17 protein-coding genes are annotated in these 15,270 nt (G+C 65.1%); 9 read left to right on the plus strand and 8 right to left on the minus strand.

The features are described from left to right. The first annotated feature begins 35 nt into the window (after window positions 1–35). Complete coding sequence (rpmE, locus tag DRB17_RS10210; protein WP_114582106.1) at window positions 36–269, plus strand: 50S ribosomal protein L31; 234 nt, start codon at window positions 36–38, stop codon at window positions 267–269. Between the two features lie 94 nt (window positions 270–363). Here rpmE and DRB17_RS10215 read toward each other — a convergent pair whose 3' ends face one another. Further along, window positions 364–714 carry a DUF6614 family protein gene (locus DRB17_RS10215; protein WP_114582107.1) on the minus strand — a complete coding sequence of 117 codons (351 nt, stop codon included), beginning with the start codon at window positions 712–714 and terminating at the stop codon, window positions 364–366. Between the two features lie 195 nt (window positions 715–909). Here DRB17_RS10215 and DRB17_RS10220 point away from each other — a divergent pair, with 195 nt between their 5' ends. The 5 genes from DRB17_RS10220 (at window position 910) to DRB17_RS10240 (ending at window position 5,554) form a co-directional block, all read left to right on the plus strand. Continuing rightward, the gene (locus DRB17_RS10220) at window positions 910–2,823 is read left to right on the plus strand and encodes a PHA/PHB synthase family protein (RefSeq protein WP_114582108.1); all 1,914 of its coding nucleotides are present in this window, start codon (window positions 910–912) and stop codon (window positions 2,821–2,823) included. Window positions 2,824–2,874: 51 nt separating this feature from the next. Further along, a complete protein-coding gene (ubiA, locus tag DRB17_RS10225) occupies window positions 2,875–3,813 on the plus strand; it encodes a 4-hydroxybenzoate octaprenyltransferase (RefSeq protein ID WP_114582109.1) in 939 nt (312 codons plus the stop codon). Further along, window positions 3,810–4,490 (plus strand): class I SAM-dependent methyltransferase, encoded by a 681-nt coding sequence (locus DRB17_RS10230; RefSeq protein WP_241503802.1) that lies wholly within the window; start codon window positions 3,810–3,812, stop codon window positions 4,488–4,490. Before ubiA ends, DRB17_RS10230 begins: the two co-directional genes overlap by 4 nt. Window positions 4,491–4,565: 75 nt before the next feature. Next, window positions 4,566–4,853: a hypothetical protein gene (locus tag DRB17_RS10235; RefSeq protein ID WP_114582110.1), complete on the plus strand. Its 288-nt coding sequence runs from the start codon at window positions 4,566–4,568 to the stop codon at window positions 4,851–4,853. 191 nt (window positions 4,854–5,044) lie between these two features. Next, on the plus strand, window positions 5,045–5,554 hold the full coding sequence (locus tag DRB17_RS10240; protein WP_114582111.1) for a CHRD domain-containing protein: 510 nt from the start codon (window positions 5,045–5,047) through the stop codon (window positions 5,552–5,554). A gap of 18 nt (window positions 5,555–5,572) precedes the next feature. Here the strand turns inward: DRB17_RS10240 and DRB17_RS10245 are convergent, their stop codons facing one another. Next, window positions 5,573–6,292, minus strand: a complete 720-nt coding sequence (locus DRB17_RS10245; RefSeq protein WP_114582112.1) for a hypothetical protein — start codon at window positions 6,290–6,292, stop codon at window positions 5,573–5,575. A gap of 114 nt (window positions 6,293–6,406) precedes the next feature. Continuing rightward, window positions 6,407–6,619 (minus strand): DUF4170 domain-containing protein, encoded by a 213-nt coding sequence (locus tag DRB17_RS10250; protein WP_114582113.1) that lies wholly within the window; start codon window positions 6,617–6,619, stop codon window positions 6,407–6,409. A gap of 240 nt (window positions 6,620–6,859) precedes the next feature. On the opposite strand from DRB17_RS10250, the gene DRB17_RS10255 reads away from it, so the two are divergent. Continuing rightward, complete coding sequence (locus tag DRB17_RS10255; protein WP_114582234.1) at window positions 6,860–8,371, plus strand: UbiD family decarboxylase; 1,512 nt, start codon at window positions 6,860–6,862, stop codon at window positions 8,369–8,371. Between the two features lie 168 nt (window positions 8,372–8,539). Continuing rightward, window positions 8,540–9,259, plus strand: a complete 720-nt coding sequence (locus DRB17_RS10260; RefSeq protein ID WP_114582114.1) for an NYN domain-containing protein — start codon at window positions 8,540–8,542, stop codon at window positions 9,257–9,259. A 36-nt stretch (window positions 9,260–9,295) separates the two neighbouring features. Here DRB17_RS10260 and DRB17_RS10265 read toward each other — a convergent pair whose 3' ends face one another. The 3 genes from DRB17_RS10265 to groES form a co-directional block, all read right to left on the minus strand. After that, window positions 9,296–10,174 carry a rhomboid family intramembrane serine protease gene (locus DRB17_RS10265; protein WP_114582115.1) on the minus strand — a complete coding sequence of 293 codons (879 nt, stop codon included), beginning with the start codon at window positions 10,172–10,174 and terminating at the stop codon, window positions 9,296–9,298. 157 nt (window positions 10,175–10,331) lie between these two features. Beyond that, the gene (groL, locus tag DRB17_RS10270) at window positions 10,332–11,969 is read right to left on the minus strand and encodes a chaperonin GroEL (protein WP_114582116.1); all 1,638 of its coding nucleotides are present in this window, start codon (window positions 11,967–11,969) and stop codon (window positions 10,332–10,334) included. Window positions 11,970–12,012: 43 nt separating this feature from the next. After that, entirely contained in the window at window positions 12,013–12,327 is a 315-nt protein-coding gene (gene groES / locus DRB17_RS10275; RefSeq protein WP_114582117.1) for a co-chaperone GroES, read from the minus strand. Window positions 12,328–12,644: 317 nt separating this feature from the next. On the opposite strand from groES, the gene DRB17_RS10280 reads away from it, so the two are divergent. Continuing rightward, window positions 12,645–12,908 (plus strand): usg protein, encoded by a 264-nt coding sequence (locus tag DRB17_RS10280; RefSeq protein ID WP_114582118.1) that lies wholly within the window; start codon window positions 12,645–12,647, stop codon window positions 12,906–12,908. A gap of 22 nt (window positions 12,909–12,930) precedes the next feature. On the opposite strand, the gene hemH is transcribed toward DRB17_RS10280, so the two are convergent. Continuing rightward, the gene (gene hemH / locus DRB17_RS10285; RefSeq protein WP_114582119.1) at window positions 12,931–14,052 is read right to left on the minus strand and encodes a ferrochelatase; all 1,122 of its coding nucleotides are present in this window, start codon (window positions 14,050–14,052) and stop codon (window positions 12,931–12,933) included. 84 nt (window positions 14,053–14,136) lie between these two features. Next, the gene (locus DRB17_RS10290; RefSeq protein WP_147274873.1) at window positions 14,137–15,243 is read right to left on the minus strand and encodes a hypothetical protein; all 1,107 of its coding nucleotides are present in this window, start codon (window positions 15,241–15,243) and stop codon (window positions 14,137–14,139) included. Window positions 15,244–15,270 lie beyond the last annotated feature (27 nt).

The following is a 15,270-nucleotide window of genomic DNA, read 5'->3' on the forward strand; positions in this document are numbered from 1 at the left end:
ATAAACCGCGCCAAGCGGAAGGAGCAGAATAGGCCATGAAAAAGGATATCCACCCCGACTACCACGAAATCAACGTCGTGATGACCGACGGCACGGAGTTCAAGACCCGCTCGACCTATGGCCAGGCGGGCGCCTCCCTGCGTCTGGAGATCGACCCGAAGACGCATTCGGCCTGGACCGGCGTGCACCGGGTCAGCAGCTCCGGCGGCCAGATGGCGAAGTTCAACAAGCGCTTCGGCAGTCTCGGCAACCTCGGCGGCCAGTCCTAAGGGCGACATCCGTACGGGAGGTCGGGTTCGCATACCAGGGCATCCGCGGGCATGGCGGATGCCCTGTTGGACTCGTGCGTCCTGACCGTGCCTTTCAGAACCTCTCCTCTCCGTATACCCGCCCGGGGTCCGGGAAATCGCGGTAGAGCGCGAAAAAGACGTGTCCCACGCGGGAGTTGACCGCGTGGTGCAACCCCTCGACCGGGTCGGCGCGGGTGCTGACCTGCGCGAACGCGCGGTCCATCTGGGCCATGTCCTCGAAATCGATGGTGATATGCCATTCCGGCAGGCTTGGGTGGCCAAGGCCCAGCTTGCGCCGCGTCAGGCGATAGCCGGTGATGGCGCCCTCCGCCTTCAGGCCGCCCAGATAGGCATGCACGGCGTCCGCGAATTCGCTGTCGCGCGCCCCTTCCTTCAACTCGCACCAGATGTGATAGACGTTCACAGTACGCTTCCCCCTCTTCCAGCCGCGTCATGATCCCGGCGGCCCAAAGCGGGGTCAAGCCGGCGGGCCGTCCATGAAGTTGCCGTGACAATCGACCGTGCGTCCAGCGCGTTTGCGCAGGATCAATGCTGTCATGCTGCGTTGCACATAAATAGAGCCTCACCTGTCGGAGCACCGGCAACGAGGAGGTCAGGCATGGCCGAAGGTTCGCAGACTCCACCGTCCGACGCCGCGGCGAAAAAGAGCGCGCGCAAGGACGAGACGCACCGCCACAAGACGCGGCCCGCCACGCACCGCCGGCATCACCGGCCGCCGCCCTCCGCGCGGGCACCGGCGCCGCAGCCCGACCATCGGGACGAGGAAGCGGGCCCGCGCTCGATCATCCCCATGCCGCTGGGCACGGAAACGATCGACCGGCTGGCTCATGCCAACATGGGGCGGATCACCGCGAACCTTTCGCCCGCCTCCATCGGGCAGGCCTTCGCGGATTGGGCCATGCACCTGGCCAGCTCGCCGGGCAAGCAGGTGGAACTCGGCGTCAAGGCGCTGCGCAAGGCGACACGCCTTGGCATGTATACGGTCGAGTACGCCGCCAATCCCCGCACCGCGCCCTGCATCGAGCCGCTGCCCAACGACCACCGCTTCGACGAGGCGTGCTGGTGCCAATGGCCTTTCAACCTGTTCTACCAGGGCTTTCTGCTGAACCAGCAGTGGTGGTGGAATGCCACCACGGACGTGCGCGGCGTCTCCGACGCGCATGAGCACCGGGTGCAGTTCGCCACCCGCCAGATGCTGGATACGCTGGCGCCCGCGAACTTCCCCTGGACGAACCCGCAGGTCATCGAGACGACGCTGCGCGAGGGCGGCAACAACTTCGTCCGCGGCTGGCAGCACTTCCTGGAGGACGTCGAACGCCAAACCACCGGCCAGCCGCCCGTCGGCGCGGAGAACTTCCAGCCGGGCCGCGACGTCGCCGTCACAAAGGGTAAGGTCGTCTACCGAAACAAGCTGGTGGAGTTGATCCAGTACGAGCCGACGACGGAGACGGTGCATCCCGAGCCAGTGCTGATTATCCCGGCATGGATCATGAAGTACTATATCCTCGATCTCTCGCCGGAGAACTCGCTGATCCGCTGGCTTCGCGACCAGGGGCACACGGTGTTCTGCGTCTCCTGGCGCAACCCCGGCGCAGAGGACCGCGATCTGTCGATGGAGGATTACCGCCGCAATGGGATCGAGTACGTGCGCGGCGTCGTGCAGGAGATCGTGCCGGAGCGCAATATCCACGCCGTCGGCTATTGCATTGGCGGGACGCTGCTGGCGATCGAGGCGGCACGCATGGCGCGCGACGAAGACGACGCCTTCGCCAGCCTGACGTTCCTTGCGACGCAGGTGGATTTCGAGGAACCGGGCGAACTACAGCTTTTCATCGACGAAAGCGAAGTCACCTACCTCGAAGACATCATGTGGTCGCAGGGCTATCTGGATACGAAGCAGATGGCCGGCGCCTTCCAGATGCTGCGCTCCAACGACCTGATCTGGTCGCGCGTGATCGGCGAGTACATGCTGGGCGAACGCAGCAAGATGTTCGACTTGATGGCGTGGAACGCCGACGCGACCCGCATGCCCTACCGCATGCACTCGGAATATCTGCGGCACCTCTTCCTGAACAACGACCTTGCGCACGGACGTTACGAAGTGCAGAGCCGGCCGGTGGCGCTGACCGACATTCGCGTGCCGATCTTCTCCGTCGGCACCGAGAAGGACCACATCGCGCCGTGGCGGTCGGTCTACAAGATCCACCTGCTAAGCGATACCGACGTGACCTTCGCACTTACCAGCGGCGGCCACAATGCCGGCATCGTCAGCGAGCCCGGCCATCCGCGCCGCCACTACCGGGTGCAGACGACACGGGCGACCGACCCGTACCGTGATCCGGACACCTGGCTGGCGGTGGCGAGCAACCACGAGGGAAGCTGGTGGCCGGAGTGGCAGCGCTGGCTCTCGAAGCATTCCGGGCGCAAGGTGCAGCCGCCTGGGATGGGCAACGCCAAGGCCGGCTATCCGCCGCTGGCCGATGCGCCCGGCGCCTACATTCATCAGAGGTAGCAGGCCGGCGGCATCTTGAGATCGCGGCCGCGGAGCGGCAGGATCGCGTCCATGAACGCGAATCCCGAAACCGCGCGCCCCGGGCGCAGCGACATCCCCACCGGAAGCTGGATCGACCGCTATGCCGCGCCCGGCACGCGACCGTTCCTGCGCCTCGCCCGCCTGGACCGGCCCATCGGCTGGTGGCTCTTGATGTGGCCGTGCTGGTTCGGTGCCGGGCTGGCCGCGGCAGCGGCGAGCGAGTTGCCGTCACCTTACCTGCTTGTGTTGTTCCTGATCGGCGCGGTGGCCATGCGCGGCGCCGGCTGCACCTACAACGACATCGTCGACCGGAACATAGACACGAAGGTGGCGCGCACCGCGACCCGCCCAATTGCCAGCGGGGCCGTGAGCGTGCGCCAGGCCTGGATGCTGCTGGTCGGGCTGTGCCTGATCGGGCTGGCGGTGCTGGTGCAGCTTGGCACCACGGCCATCATCGTCGGCCTTGCGGCACTGCTGCTGGTGGCGGCCTACCCCTTCATGAAGCGGATCACCTACTGGCCACAGGCGTGGCTCGGGCTGACCTTCAACTGGGGTGCGCTCGTCGGCTGGGCGGCGGCGACCGGGGAACTGGGCTGGCCGGCCCTTTGGCTGTATATCGGCGGCATCGCCTGGACACTGGGTTACGACACGATCTATGCGCACCAGGACAAGGAGGACGACGCGCTGATCGGCGTGAAGTCCTCGGCCCTGAAGCTGGGCGACAAGACGCAGCCGGCCCTGGTCGCGTTCTACATCGTGGCGGTCGGCTGCTGGACGGCGGCGGGCGCGATCACGCCCGTGCACTGGACCTATCTGCTGGGCGTCGGCGCGGTCGCCGTGCACTTCGCCTGGCAGGCCCTGACGCTCGACATCAACGACCACCGGGACTGTCTGGCCAAGTTCAAGTCGAACCGCTTCATCGGCGCGCTGCTGTTCCTGGGCATCCTGATCGCCGGGGCAACCGGGTGAGCGCCGGTGACGCGGTTCCGGCGCGCGCCCCCGACGACCCGGCCGCCTTCATCCGCGCCAACACCCTGCTCCAGGTCCCGCGCCTGCTGCCGGAGCTGCGTCTGTATCTCGCCAGCGAGATGATGCCGCTGTGGCAGGCAACCGAGGAAGAGCTGGCGGCGAAGGGTGTGCCGCCGCCCTATTGGGCCTTCGCCTGGGCTGGCGGGCAGGCCCTGGCCCGCTACCTGCTGGACCGGCCGGAAACGGTGCGCGGCAAGCGCATCCTGGATTTCGCCGCCGGTAGCGGCGTGGCCGGGGTCGCCGCCGCGCTGGCCGGCGCGTGCCATGTGGAAGCCAGCGAGATCGACGCCATCGCCTGCGCTGCCGTCGGCCTCAATGCCGCGGCGAACGATGTCACTGTGGAACTGAAGCGCGAGGATGTCATCGGTGTGACTGACGTCGGCTGGGACGTCGTGCTGGCCGGCGACGTCTGCTATGAGCAGCCGATGGCCAGCCTGGTGGAGGCTTGGCTGAAGTCGCTCGCGCGTTCTGGAACGGTCGTGCTGCTAGGCGACCCGAAACGCAACCACCTGCCTTCGAGCGGGCTGGAAAAACTGGACCGTTACACCGTGCCGACGACCCGCGAGCTGGAGGACAGTGACCTTCGCAACGCCACGGTCTGGCGGGTCTGCGGGTAGTGGACGTATTCCTGGCCCGTGTTTGAGGCGCTATAATCCCCCGACGTCGTTAAGCGCCCGACACGGAGGCCCGAGATGCGGACACCTCTCGCCACGCTCGCCGCACTGCTGATCGCCGCGCCCATCGCCGCCGAGGCCGGGGACGTACGCCCGCCGGCAGGGGCCGACCCGACCAACGGTGGCGCCAACCGTCAGGTGGACCTGCCCGGCCTTACCAACATCGACGCGCCGGAAATGAACACCACGATGAAGGAGAAGCGCAAGCTCAGGAACCAGCGTAAAGCCGTGGATAAGGATACGGTGAAGGCGCTGCGCGAGCTTGCCATCGAGGAGTTCGGACAATCGTCGTCCGGATCCGAGTAACCCGGCTCAATTACCGCGGGCGTATTTTTGCCTGGGGTCAGTTCGAGTCTGTCAGAAATCAGGATCGAAAGGGTTAAGCATTACCCTGAAGGGGACATTTATTCATAAAACTCCCCTATATCGGACAAAACTATTATATTATCGCGCCTCGTACCCAGTAATCGAGAAATCCAAATCATGGGAGACTTGCGATGGTGCGACGTAAACTCGCTCTGGCCGCCGCGGCCGGATGGCTGTTTGTCGCGTCCGGTGCCTGGGCGGAACAGGTTCGTACCGACCTGACCAGCTTCGCCGAGGTACCGACTATTGCCACGCTTGCCTCTGGCAGCTTCCGGGCGATGATCCGGCCCAACGCGGATCGCATCGACTACGAACTCAGCTACCAGGACCTGACCGACGTGGTGCAGCAGGCGCACATCCACCTTGGAACGGCCGGCACCATCGGGGGTATCATTACCTTCCTGTGCACCAACCGTGAAAACGAACCGATGGTCAGCGACCCCGCACCCGCCTGTCCGGGCCCGACCTCGGGAACGGTCAGCGGCACAATCCTGCCGGGTGACATCATCGGCCCCATCGGCCAGAACCTGAACCCAGGGGAATTCGACAAGCTGGTCGCTGCTCTGCGCAATGGCGGAGCCTATGTCAACGTGCACACCGCCGCGAACCCGGCCGGAGAAATCCGCGGTCAGGTCCGATAAGCTTTACATGGCCGCAATCTACAGCGGCTGGAAATGGGGAACGTTTGCGGCGATGGCATCGGCGCGTAGTTGGCCGATGCGTGTCCGGCGAGCCGCAGGATTCTCGACCGCCGCCAGGATGAAGTCGTCGAGGTGGAGGTCGGACGCCGTCCGACGGTGGATCTCCGCATGCATCTCCGTCTGCCACAGCGCACGGTGCGGGCGGCCCTCCGCCGGCACCGCCGCCAGGGCGACGGGTGTGCCGCCATCCGAAAGGCAGCCGTGGTCGGAGAGGTACATGGTCACCTCGCCGCCGCGCACGTCGGGTCCGGCCTCCGCCTCCAGCCGGGCGCCCGCCAGCGAGCCGTAGCTGTAGTTCCCCTCCGTTTCGTGCATGCGCTGAAGCTGCACCTGGTCCAGCCAGGTGAGCGCGACGCGGACACGGCATCCTGGCGTGGCCTGCAATGTCGAGGCGACCGCGCCATAGGCGGTGACGTGGGCGGAATAGACGACGTCGTAGTCGTGTAGCCAGACGTAGGTGACGGGGATCTCGCTGTCGCGGCCGCTCAAGTGCGAGAACTTGCGGGCAAGTTGCTGCGGTGCGCGGTTGGAGCCGTGGCCGATCACCGCCGCGCGGCCGCGGAAGTCGGCGTCGGCGATCGGATGCACGCCTCCATCGCGAAACAGATACGAGGCCGCGGGCGCGTCGTAGGGATAGGTCTTGGCGATTTGCAGCCGCGCCGATCTTTCGGCGGGCATGGCCCAGGGGATGCTCGGAGAAACACTCATGAGGGTAATAAAGGTATGCGTGCCGCCTGAAGCCCTGCGGACAGCTTTCTGCGCTACACCACCAGATCGGGCCGGCCCCTGCACTCAGTCCGTGCAGCGAGGCGGCTCCTCAGGGTCGATTCGTTCGATGCGGTAGCGGGTGTGCGCGTCGTCCACAGTCTGCCACGCGTGCCGCGCCCACTCCTCACGCGCTTCTTCGTAAGTGGGGTACGGCCCGAACCACTCTTCGTCGCCGTGGACGGTACTGCGAAAACGGGTGTCCCTGTATTCGCCACCGACGACCCAGAATTGTTGCATAACGACCAAGCCTCGTCCCTGTTCGCCTCAAAAAGGCGATTATAATCCGCAAGGTAGGCGTCGTGCACGTACCTTTCAACGAACCTTGCGCTTTCTGCATTGCAGTTTTCTTAACAACGCATGGCCGTGACTATCCCATAACCGTCGCTTGCCCGTCCGATTTCGTCGGAAGGCTTGCCAGTGGTCGCCGTCTGGCGCATCGTCCCGGCCGCGAATCACCCTTTCGATGCGATCCGGATCATGCCCTTTTCCTCCCTGCGCCACTTCATCGAGATGCTGGAAAGCCGCAACGCCTTGACCCGCGTGCGGGAGGCGGTCTCGCCCGAATTGGAGATGACGGAGATCCAGACCCGTCTTCTGGCCGAGGGCGGGCCGGCGGTGCTGTTCGAGAACGTGCGGGCGGAGGACGGCCGGCGCTGGGATATGCCTGTGCTTGCCAACCTTTTCGGCACGGTGGAGCGCGTCGCCTGGGGCATGGACCGCACCCCCGCCCAGCTTCGCGAGGTGGGCGAGACGCTGGCCTTCCTGCGTCAGCCGGAGCCGCCGGGCGGACTGCGCGACGCCTGGGACAAGCTGCCGCTGCTGCGCACGGTCATGAGCATGCGCCCACGCGGCGTTTCCCGCGCGCCGTGCCAGGAGGTCGTGCTGCAGGGCGAGGACGTCGACCTGTCGCAGCTTCCGGTGCAGACCTGCTGGCCGGGCGAGCCGGCGCCGCTGATCACCTGGCCGCTGGTGGTGACGAAGGGGCCGGACAAGGGCCGGCGCGAGGACAACTTCAACCTCGGCATCTACCGCATGCAGGTGACCGGAAAGGACCGGACGCTGATGCGCTGGCTGAAGCACCGCGGCGGCGCGCAGCACCATGCCCGCTGGAAGCAGGCCGGCAAGCACGAGCCGCTGCCCGCCGCCGCCGTCATCGGTGCCGACCCCGGCACTATCCTGGCTGCCGTGACGCCGGTGCCGGACACGCTGTCGGAATACCAGTTCGCCGGACTGCTGCGCGGCAAGCGGGTAGAGCTGGTGGATTGCAAGACCGTGCCGCTGAAGGTGCCGGCCGAGGCGGAGATCGTTCTGGAAGGCTATGTCAGCCTGGACGACTACGGCGACGAGGGGCCGTACGGCGACCATACCGGGTACTATAATGCAGTGGAGTCGTTCCCGACCTTCAACATCACCGCGATCACCCGCCGGCGCGATCCGATCTATCTCTCCACCTTCACCGGCCGCCCGCCCGACGAGCCGAGCGTCCTGGGCGAGGCGCTGAACGAGGTGTTCATCCCGCTGTTGCAGCAGCAATTCCCCGAAATCGTCGACTTCTGGCTGCCGCCGGAGGGATGCAGCTACCGCGTCGCCGTCGTGTCGATCCGCAAGGCCTACCCCGGCCATGCCAAACGCATCATGATGGCGGTGTGGAGTTATCTGCGGCAGTTCATGTACACGAAGTGGGTCATCGTCGTGGACGACGACATCGACGCGCGCGACTGGAAGGACGTGGTCTGGGCCATCTCCACCCGCATGGACCCGGCCCGCGACACGACGATGGTGGAAGGCACGCCCATCGACTATCTGGATTTCGCCAGCCCCGAAAGCGGCCTGGGCAGCAAGATCGGCCTGGACGCGACCAACAAGTGGCCGCCGGAAACGAAGCGCGACTGGGGCGAGAAGATCCACATGGACGACGAGACGGTGGCCAAGGTGGACCGGAAGTGGGCGGCCTATGGCCTGCCGGGATCGGGCAAGGCGATTTGGTGAAGGCGTGGCCGGACACGGTTCGCCGATTCCGGTGCACATGACAAGATAGCCCCTTGAATCATCGCCTACCGCAAGATATTTTGAGTCGAGCCTTCCGGCAGTACGCATGCCCTATTCGCTATCGGGGATGCCGAGCCCGGAAGGCTTTTCTTATTTCCGAGGGCTCTAATGCGGACAACGGCGATTTTGATCGATGGCGGCTTTTTTCTCCGTCGATTTTCGAAAGTCTACCCTGACAAGGATGCAAACGACCCGGCAATCGTGGCCCGCACAGCGCACACAATGGCAACGCAACATTTAAAGCAAGGTAACGGTGTCGCTGTCGCTCAACTTTATAGAATATTTTTTTATGATTGCCCGCCCCTTACAAAAAAGGTTCACAATCCGATTTCGAAACGGAGCATTGATTTATCGAAATCCCCAGAAGCTGTGTTTCGGCAGAACCTCCACGACCATGTTCGACAACTCCGAAAGACAGCACTTCGGCTGGGTCGCCGTGACGAGGAGAATGCTGGCTGGCAAATCAAGAAGCAGAGATTGAAGCCCCTATTGTCCGGCAAGCTTGGCCTCGCGGATCTGAGTGAGCACGATGTGACCTTCTACGCCCGGCAAAAGGTCGTGGACATGAAAATCGGCCTGGATATCGCCTCACTGTCACTTAAGAGCCAAGTAAACCAAATCGTACTCGTATCCGGGGATAGCGACTTTGTACCCGCCGCGAAACTGGCTCGCCGCGAAGGTGTTGATTTTATTTTGGACCCGATGTGGCACAACATAAATCCAGACTTGGGCGAGCATATTGACGGCTTGAAGTCGACGGCTCCTCGACCGAATACAAAGGTTGATTCGCAATCCAGCCTGACGCTGCAGGCTGTAGATGATCTATAGAATCTTCCCGCTTTAACAGAACCAACTTTCCCTCCCCTAACCGCTCACCGCCGCGCCCCATGCCAGTGCAAACAGCCCGCACGCAAGCGCGCCGCACACCCACTGCACCCTTGAGCTTCGCAGCCGGCGCTGGCCGCCGAACGCCAGCGCCACGCCCATCCCGCCACCAACGACGAACCCGGCGATGTGCGCGCCGATGTCAGTGCGCTCCCCGCCGAAGCCGAGAAAGGCCAACAGCATCACGCCCCCCGCAATCGGCGCCCATCGGCGCAGGCCGGGCCGCCAGGGAGCGGGGCGCGCGCACTGGACGAACCCGGCGAGCAGGCCAAGCGCGGCAAAGACCGATGTCGAAGCGCCGATCGAGGTGTGGGTGGCCGTCTGCAGCGCGGCGTTGAGACCGTTGCCGAGGCCGCCGGCCAGCACGATGCAAAACCACGTGACGCCCGAGCCGACGAGTCCGGCCAGCAGCATCGCGTAGACCATGCCGAATGCCAGATTCGCCACCAGGTGCGCCAGATCGCCGTGCAGACTAAGTGCGGTCAGCGTCCGCCACCACGCGCCGTCCAGGATCTGCCCCGCCTGCGCCGCGCCGGCGGCAACCCAGTCAATGCCGAAGGCTCCCCGCCCCTGCGCGGCAAAAAAGAACGTCAGCACGGCGGCGTATGCCATCGCCGCTTCCAGGCCGTGCCCACCCAGCCCGGACGGGCGCCACGACGGAGACTCGGCCGCGTTCTCCCGCTCATACAGCGCAAGCTGCTCTTGTGCCCGATCGGCATCCGTCTCGGCAACGTACAGTGCGACGCCGGTTTCCTGGGGCACGAGATAGCTCTCGATCCCCACGGCCGTCAGCACCAGGCCGTGCTGCCGGGCCTCATCCCGCGAACCGCAGCGGCGCACCTCGATCAGTTCCGCCATTCCTCCGCCCGACGCCTTTGAGCCGACCCGGCGGCACGCGGCGGCCGGATTCGATACATGATGTGGGACGTGAGAGGCCGCAATGGGATTGCCAAGCACAAACAAAAGGGGCCGCGGGAAACCCCGCGGCCCCTGATGTCGTAGGCCAAGTCTCGGCTTAAAAGCCGCCGTAGTCGCCCATGCCACCGGCCGCGGCACCTTCGCCGGACTTCTTCTCCGGCTTCTCGGCGACCATGGCCTCGGTGGTGATGAGCAGGCCGGCAACCGAGGACGCGTCCTGCAGTGCGGTACGAACGACCTTGGTCGGGTCGATGATGCCCGCCTTGAACATGTCGCAGTACTTGCTCTCGTAGGCGTCGTAGCCCCAGGCCGGATCGTTGCTCTCAAGCAGCTTGCCGACCACGATGGAGCCGTCCACGCCGGCGTTCTCGGCGATCTGGCGCACCGGCGCCTGCAGGGCGCGGCGGACGAGGTCCACGCCAACCTGCTGGTCGTGGTTCGCCAGCGTCACCTTCTCGAGCGCCTTGGAGGCCAGCAGCAGGGCCACGCCGCCGCCGGCGACAATGCCCTCCTCGACGGCCGCGCGGGTCGCGTGCATCGCGTCGTCGACGCGGTCCTTGCGCTCCTTCACCTCGATCTCGGTGGCGCCGCCGACGCGGATCACCGCAACGCCGCCCGCCAGACGGGCCATGCGCTCTTGCAGCTTCTCCTTGTCGTAGTCGGAGTTCGTCTCCTCGATCTGCGCCTTGATCTGCGCGACGCGGTCCTCGATCTCCTTCTTCTTGCCGGCACCGTCAACGATGGTGGTGTCGTCCTTGGTGATCGAGATGCGCTTGGCGCGGCCAAGCATGTCGAGGGTGACGTTCTCCAGCTTGATGCCGAGGTCCTCGCTGACGACCTGACCGCCGGTCAGGATCGCCATGTCCTCCAGCATCGCCTTGCGGCGGTCGCCGAAGCCCGGCGCCTTGACGGCCGCGACCTTCAGGCCGCCGCGCAGCCGGTTGACGACGAGCGTGGCCAGCGCCTCGCCCTCGACGTCCTCGGCGATGATGACGAGCGGCTTGCTGGACTGCACGACGCTTTCCAGCACCGGCAGCATCGCCTGCAGGTTGGAGAGCTTCTTCTCGTGCAGGAGGATGTAGGGATCCTCAAGCTCGCAGACCATCCGCTCGGAGTTGGTCACGAAGTACGGCGAGAGGTAGCCGCGGTCGAACTGCATGCCCTCGACCACGTCCAACTCGGTCTCCAGGCTCTTCGCCTCCTCGACCGTGATGACGCCCTCGTTGCCGACCTTCTGCATGGCCTGGGCCAGCATCTCGCCGATCTCGGCATCGCCATTGGCGGAGATGGTGCCGACCTGGGTGATCTCCTCGGAACCGGAGATGGTCTTGGCCTGGCCCTGCAGGTCCGCGACGACCTTCTCGACCGCGTGCTCGATACCGCGCTTGAGGTCCATCGGGTTCATGCCGGCGGCCACGGCCTTCGCGCCCTCGCGGACGATGGCCTGGGCCAGCACGGTGGCGGTGGTGGTGCCGTCGCCGGCCAGATCGTTGGTCTTCGAGGCCACCTCGCGCACCATCTGCGCGCCCATGTTCTCGAACTTGTCGACCAGCTCGATCTCCTTGGCGACCGTCACGCCGTCCTTCGTGGTGCGCGGCGCGCCGAAGGACTTGTCCAGCACGACGTTGCGGCCCTTGGGGCCGAGGGTCACCTTGACGGCATTCGCCAGCGTATCGACGCCGCGCAGCATCCGCTCGCGCGCGTCGGCGCCAAATTTCACGTCCTTGGCAGCCATGTTCTATTCACTCCCAATCCAACACGGTTGGTGCTGTGCGAAATTACGCGGCCTTGGCGGCGGAGCCGCTGTCGCCGATGACGCCCAGGATGTCGGACTCGCGAAGGATGGTGTACTCCTCGCCGTCCAACTTGATCTCGGTGCCCGAGAACTTGCCGATCAGCACCCGGTCCCCCTCTTTGACGTCGAGCGGCGTGACGGTGCCGTCCTCGCTCTTCGTCCCGGCGCCGACGGCAATCACCTTGCCTTCCATCGGCTTGTCCTTGGCGGTGTCCGGGATGATGATGCCACCGGACGACTTCTCTTCCTGCTCGACCCGCTGGATCAGAACGCGGTCGTGCAACGGACGGAACTTCATTTTGGATCCTCCGAATGCAAATTGCGTGGTGCGTTTAGTCCTTTGCGTTCCCCTGGGAGCGACCTGTTAGCACTCGTCCCCGGTGAGTGCTAATCAGCTATGCAGCGACTGCACGGCCGTCAAGACCCCAACATGCAATTTTTGCGTGCCGCCCCGCCCGCCCTGGCAGCAGCCGCCACAAGTGGCTGCTAACATTCTGAATTCGTTGAATTTTTCTTGGCAGGCAGCACGCAACGGGGCAACATGGTCCTCGACGGGTTGTCCCAAGGCCCGATCCAGGCAGGAGGCAGGGAAACGCGATTCAGAGGTAATCGAAGATGGCGGACTTCGAAAAACAGCTTCGCGACTACCGCCTGACGACGGCGGAAATCCTCTACCACATGCCGGACCACCCGGCACTCTTGCAGACCTACGTCTGGCAGGACTACGACATGGCACCGCGCTTTCCGGTGCTGCAGCAATTCCTCGATTTCTGGGAGAGCAGCCTGGACGGCCGGCTGCATTCGGTCAAGGTTGCCAGCACGGAAATCATCACCCCGTCCGACATGCGCTTTACGGAAGCGCTGAAGACGCTGCACTGACGGCGAAGGACCGCGGGCGTCCTCACCCCGCCGCGCGCCGCGCGTTGCCGGCGGCGAGCGCCCGCGGCTCCACCCAGCCGCCAAGCTCCCGCGTCACCAGGTCGGCGATCAGTCCTACGCTGTCCTCGCGGGCGTTCAGGCAGGGGATGAAGGTGAAATTCTCGCCGCCGTTCTCCAGGAACGTCTCGCGGCCCTGCATGTTCAGCTCTTCCAGCGTCTCCACGCAGTCGGCGGCAAATCCGGGCGAGACGATGGCGAGGTTCTTCACGCCCTGGCGCGCCAGCTCGGCGATGGTTTCGTCGGTGTAGGGCTTCAGCCATTCCTCCCGGCCGAAGCGCGACTGGAAGCACAGCTTCACCCGCTCTTTCGGCCAGCCGAGCGCGTCGCGGATCAGACGCGAGCTTTTCGCGCACTGGCAGTGATAGGGGTCGCCCGCCATCAGGTAGCGCTTGGGCAGGCCGTGGAACGAGGTCAGCAGCACCTCCGGCTCCCAGCTCAGATCCGCCAGGTGGTCATGGATGGAGCGCACCACCGCGTCGATGTATTGCGGCTCGTCGTGATACGGCGGCACGGTGCGGATCGAGGGCTGCCAGCGCATCTTCATCAGCGCGCGGAACGCATGGTCGTAGGCCGTCGCCGTCGTAGCGGCGGCATACTGCGGGTAGAGCGCCACCAGCAGGATGCGCCGGCAGCCCTTGCTCATCAGGTCGTTCACCGCGTCCTCGGTGCGCGGGTAGCCATAGCGCATCGCCCAGTCGACGATAATGCCCTCGCCGAAGCGCTGATGCAGGATGGTCTGCACGCCGTCGGCCTGGTCGCGCGTGATGGTCTTCAGCGGCGACTCGTTCTTCTCCTCGTTCCAGATCGACGCGTAGGCCTGTCCGGACGACTTAGGCCGCTTTGTCAGGATCACGGTGTTGAGGAGAAGCTGCCAGAACACGGGATTGGCCTCGATCACCCGGCGGTCGGAGAGAAACTCCTTCAGGTAACGCCGCATCGACCAGTAGTCGGTCCCCTCCGGCGTGCCGAGGTTGAGCAGCAGCACGCCGATCTTTTCCGGCCCGATCTCGGGGTGGTCGGCGGGAAAGTCGGTCTGGTAGACCACCTTGTCGCCGTGACGGGCGTGGGTTCGCTGATCGGCCATGACCGGGATCCTGTTCTGACTGGCAAAACGCAAGCGCCCTAGTAAGTAACCCCTGCCGGCGCATGGGCAAGGGGTGCGGGGCGATCACTCGGCCGCCGTGTCCGCCGTGTCCGCCGTGCTGTCCAGCGTGGACGTGATCAGTTCCTCGATCAACGGGCGGTCGCGCGGCCCGATATAGATGTCCGAGAAGCGGATGAACCGCAGCACGGCGGAGCGGCAAAGCTCACTGCTGTCGATGAATTCGTAGTCCTCGCGCAGGCGGGCGTCGGGCAGCAGGTGACCGTAATCGCCGTATTCGCTTGGCGAGAAATATTTCTCCAGCGTGACCGCCATCCGCCGCCCGTCGGGAAGCTGGAAATTCTCGATGATCGGCATGTCGAAGAAGGTTACGTCGAAGGCCGCTTCGTAGGCCTGCCGATCCGGGCGAAGGACGACGGAGACGACGCCATCGGCCATGTGATCGGGCTTGACGTAAAGCCCCAGTTTGCCGGCGTTATCGCCCCACTCCACCACCTTCGGCTTGGCATCGCAAGGATGCTGCTCGATGCGCACGCTCTCGACCCGTGTGCCCTCCAGACCCTGTAGATAGGCGGTCTGCCGGTCGACCACGCCACGCGCGGCTCGGCGCAGAATCTCCCGCTCCCGGAAGGCCTCGGCGCGGCCGATGGAGACGTCGGCGCGCGCGCCCTTCCAGATGTCGGTGAGATACTGGTTCAGGTCCTCGAACAGCGGCCGGATGTCGATGCCCTCGAAGTTCCGCGCCAAGAGGTCGAGGAACATGATCCGGTTGTGGATATCCCGTACCGTCGTCAGTGTCGTTCGCGCCGGCGCCGCCGACGCGTCCTCGCCCGCCGCCGCGGCCTCTTCATCGGAACCGGCCGCCAGTTGGCCGCCGAAGTAGGCGTTGAAAAGCGTGTTGAACATCTTGGCGCGGATATCGCTGTCGGCCTGCTCGCGCTGCGCCAGGAGATCGGTGTAAAAGCGCATCTCGGCGCTATCGCGGTTCAGCTCCGACTGCCAGGAATTGAACATGTAGCCGGTAACGCCAACCACCAGGGCCACCAGCGCCGTGCCCGTGGCGCGGATCTTATCCCAGACGTCCTTCGGCCCGCGCCCGCCCTCGCGCGACCCGCCTACCTCGCCCGCGCGGTCGAAATCGTCGCTCATCGCGGCGCCCGTACCTTCAGGCATCGTCCGGCACCCATGGCGGGCAACCGG

It is taken from the genome of Ferruginivarius sediminum (assembly GCF_003344765.1).
In the GTDB taxonomy this organism is placed as follows: Bacteria; Pseudomonadota; Alphaproteobacteria; order Kiloniellales; family Rhodovibrionaceae; genus Ferruginivarius; species Ferruginivarius sediminum.

Bases quoted from the DNA above. Each gene is read 5' to 3' on its own strand.
- DRB17_RS10245 (WP_114582112.1), bottom strand. From the start codon at position 6,292: ATGCCCGCCGAAAGATCGGCGCGGCTGCAAATCGCCAAGACCTATCCC.
- rpmE (WP_114582106.1), top strand. From the start codon at position 36: ATGAAAAAGGATATCCACCCCGACTACCACGAAATCAACGTCGTGATG.
- DRB17_RS10265 (WP_114582115.1), bottom strand. From the start codon at position 10,174: ATGGCGGAACTGATCGAGGTGCGCCGCTGCGGTTCGCGGGATGAGGCC.
- DRB17_RS10280 (WP_114582118.1), top strand. From the start codon at position 12,645: ATGGCGGACTTCGAAAAACAGCTTCGCGACTACCGCCTGACGACGGCG.
- DRB17_RS10255 (WP_114582234.1), top strand. From the start codon at position 6,860: ATGCCCTTTTCCTCCCTGCGCCACTTCATCGAGATGCTGGAAAGCCGC.
- DRB17_RS10240 (WP_114582111.1), top strand. From the start codon at position 5,045: ATGGTGCGACGTAAACTCGCTCTGGCCGCCGCGGCCGGATGGCTGTTT.
- DRB17_RS10250 (WP_114582113.1), bottom strand. From the start codon at position 6,619: ATGCAACAATTCTGGGTCGTCGGTGGCGAATACAGGGACACCCGTTTT.
- groL (WP_114582116.1), bottom strand. From the start codon at position 11,969: ATGGCTGCCAAGGACGTGAAATTTGGCGCCGACGCGCGCGAGCGGATG.
- ubiA (WP_114582109.1), top strand. From the start codon at position 2,875: ATGAACGCGAATCCCGAAACCGCGCGCCCCGGGCGCAGCGACATCCCC.
- groES (WP_114582117.1), bottom strand. From the start codon at position 12,327: ATGAAGTTCCGTCCGTTGCACGACCGCGTTCTGATCCAGCGGGTCGAG.
- DRB17_RS10290 (WP_147274873.1), bottom strand. From the start codon at position 15,243: ATGCCTGAAGGTACGGGCGCCGCGATGAGCGACGATTTCGACCGCGCG.
- DRB17_RS10260 (WP_114582114.1), top strand. From the start codon at position 8,540: ATGCGGACAACGGCGATTTTGATCGATGGCGGCTTTTTTCTCCGTCGA.
- DRB17_RS10220 (WP_114582108.1), top strand. From the start codon at position 910: ATGGCCGAAGGTTCGCAGACTCCACCGTCCGACGCCGCGGCGAAAAAG.
- DRB17_RS10235 (WP_114582110.1), top strand. From the start codon at position 4,566: ATGCGGACACCTCTCGCCACGCTCGCCGCACTGCTGATCGCCGCGCCC.
- hemH (WP_114582119.1), bottom strand. From the start codon at position 14,052: ATGGCCGATCAGCGAACCCACGCCCGTCACGGCGACAAGGTGGTCTAC.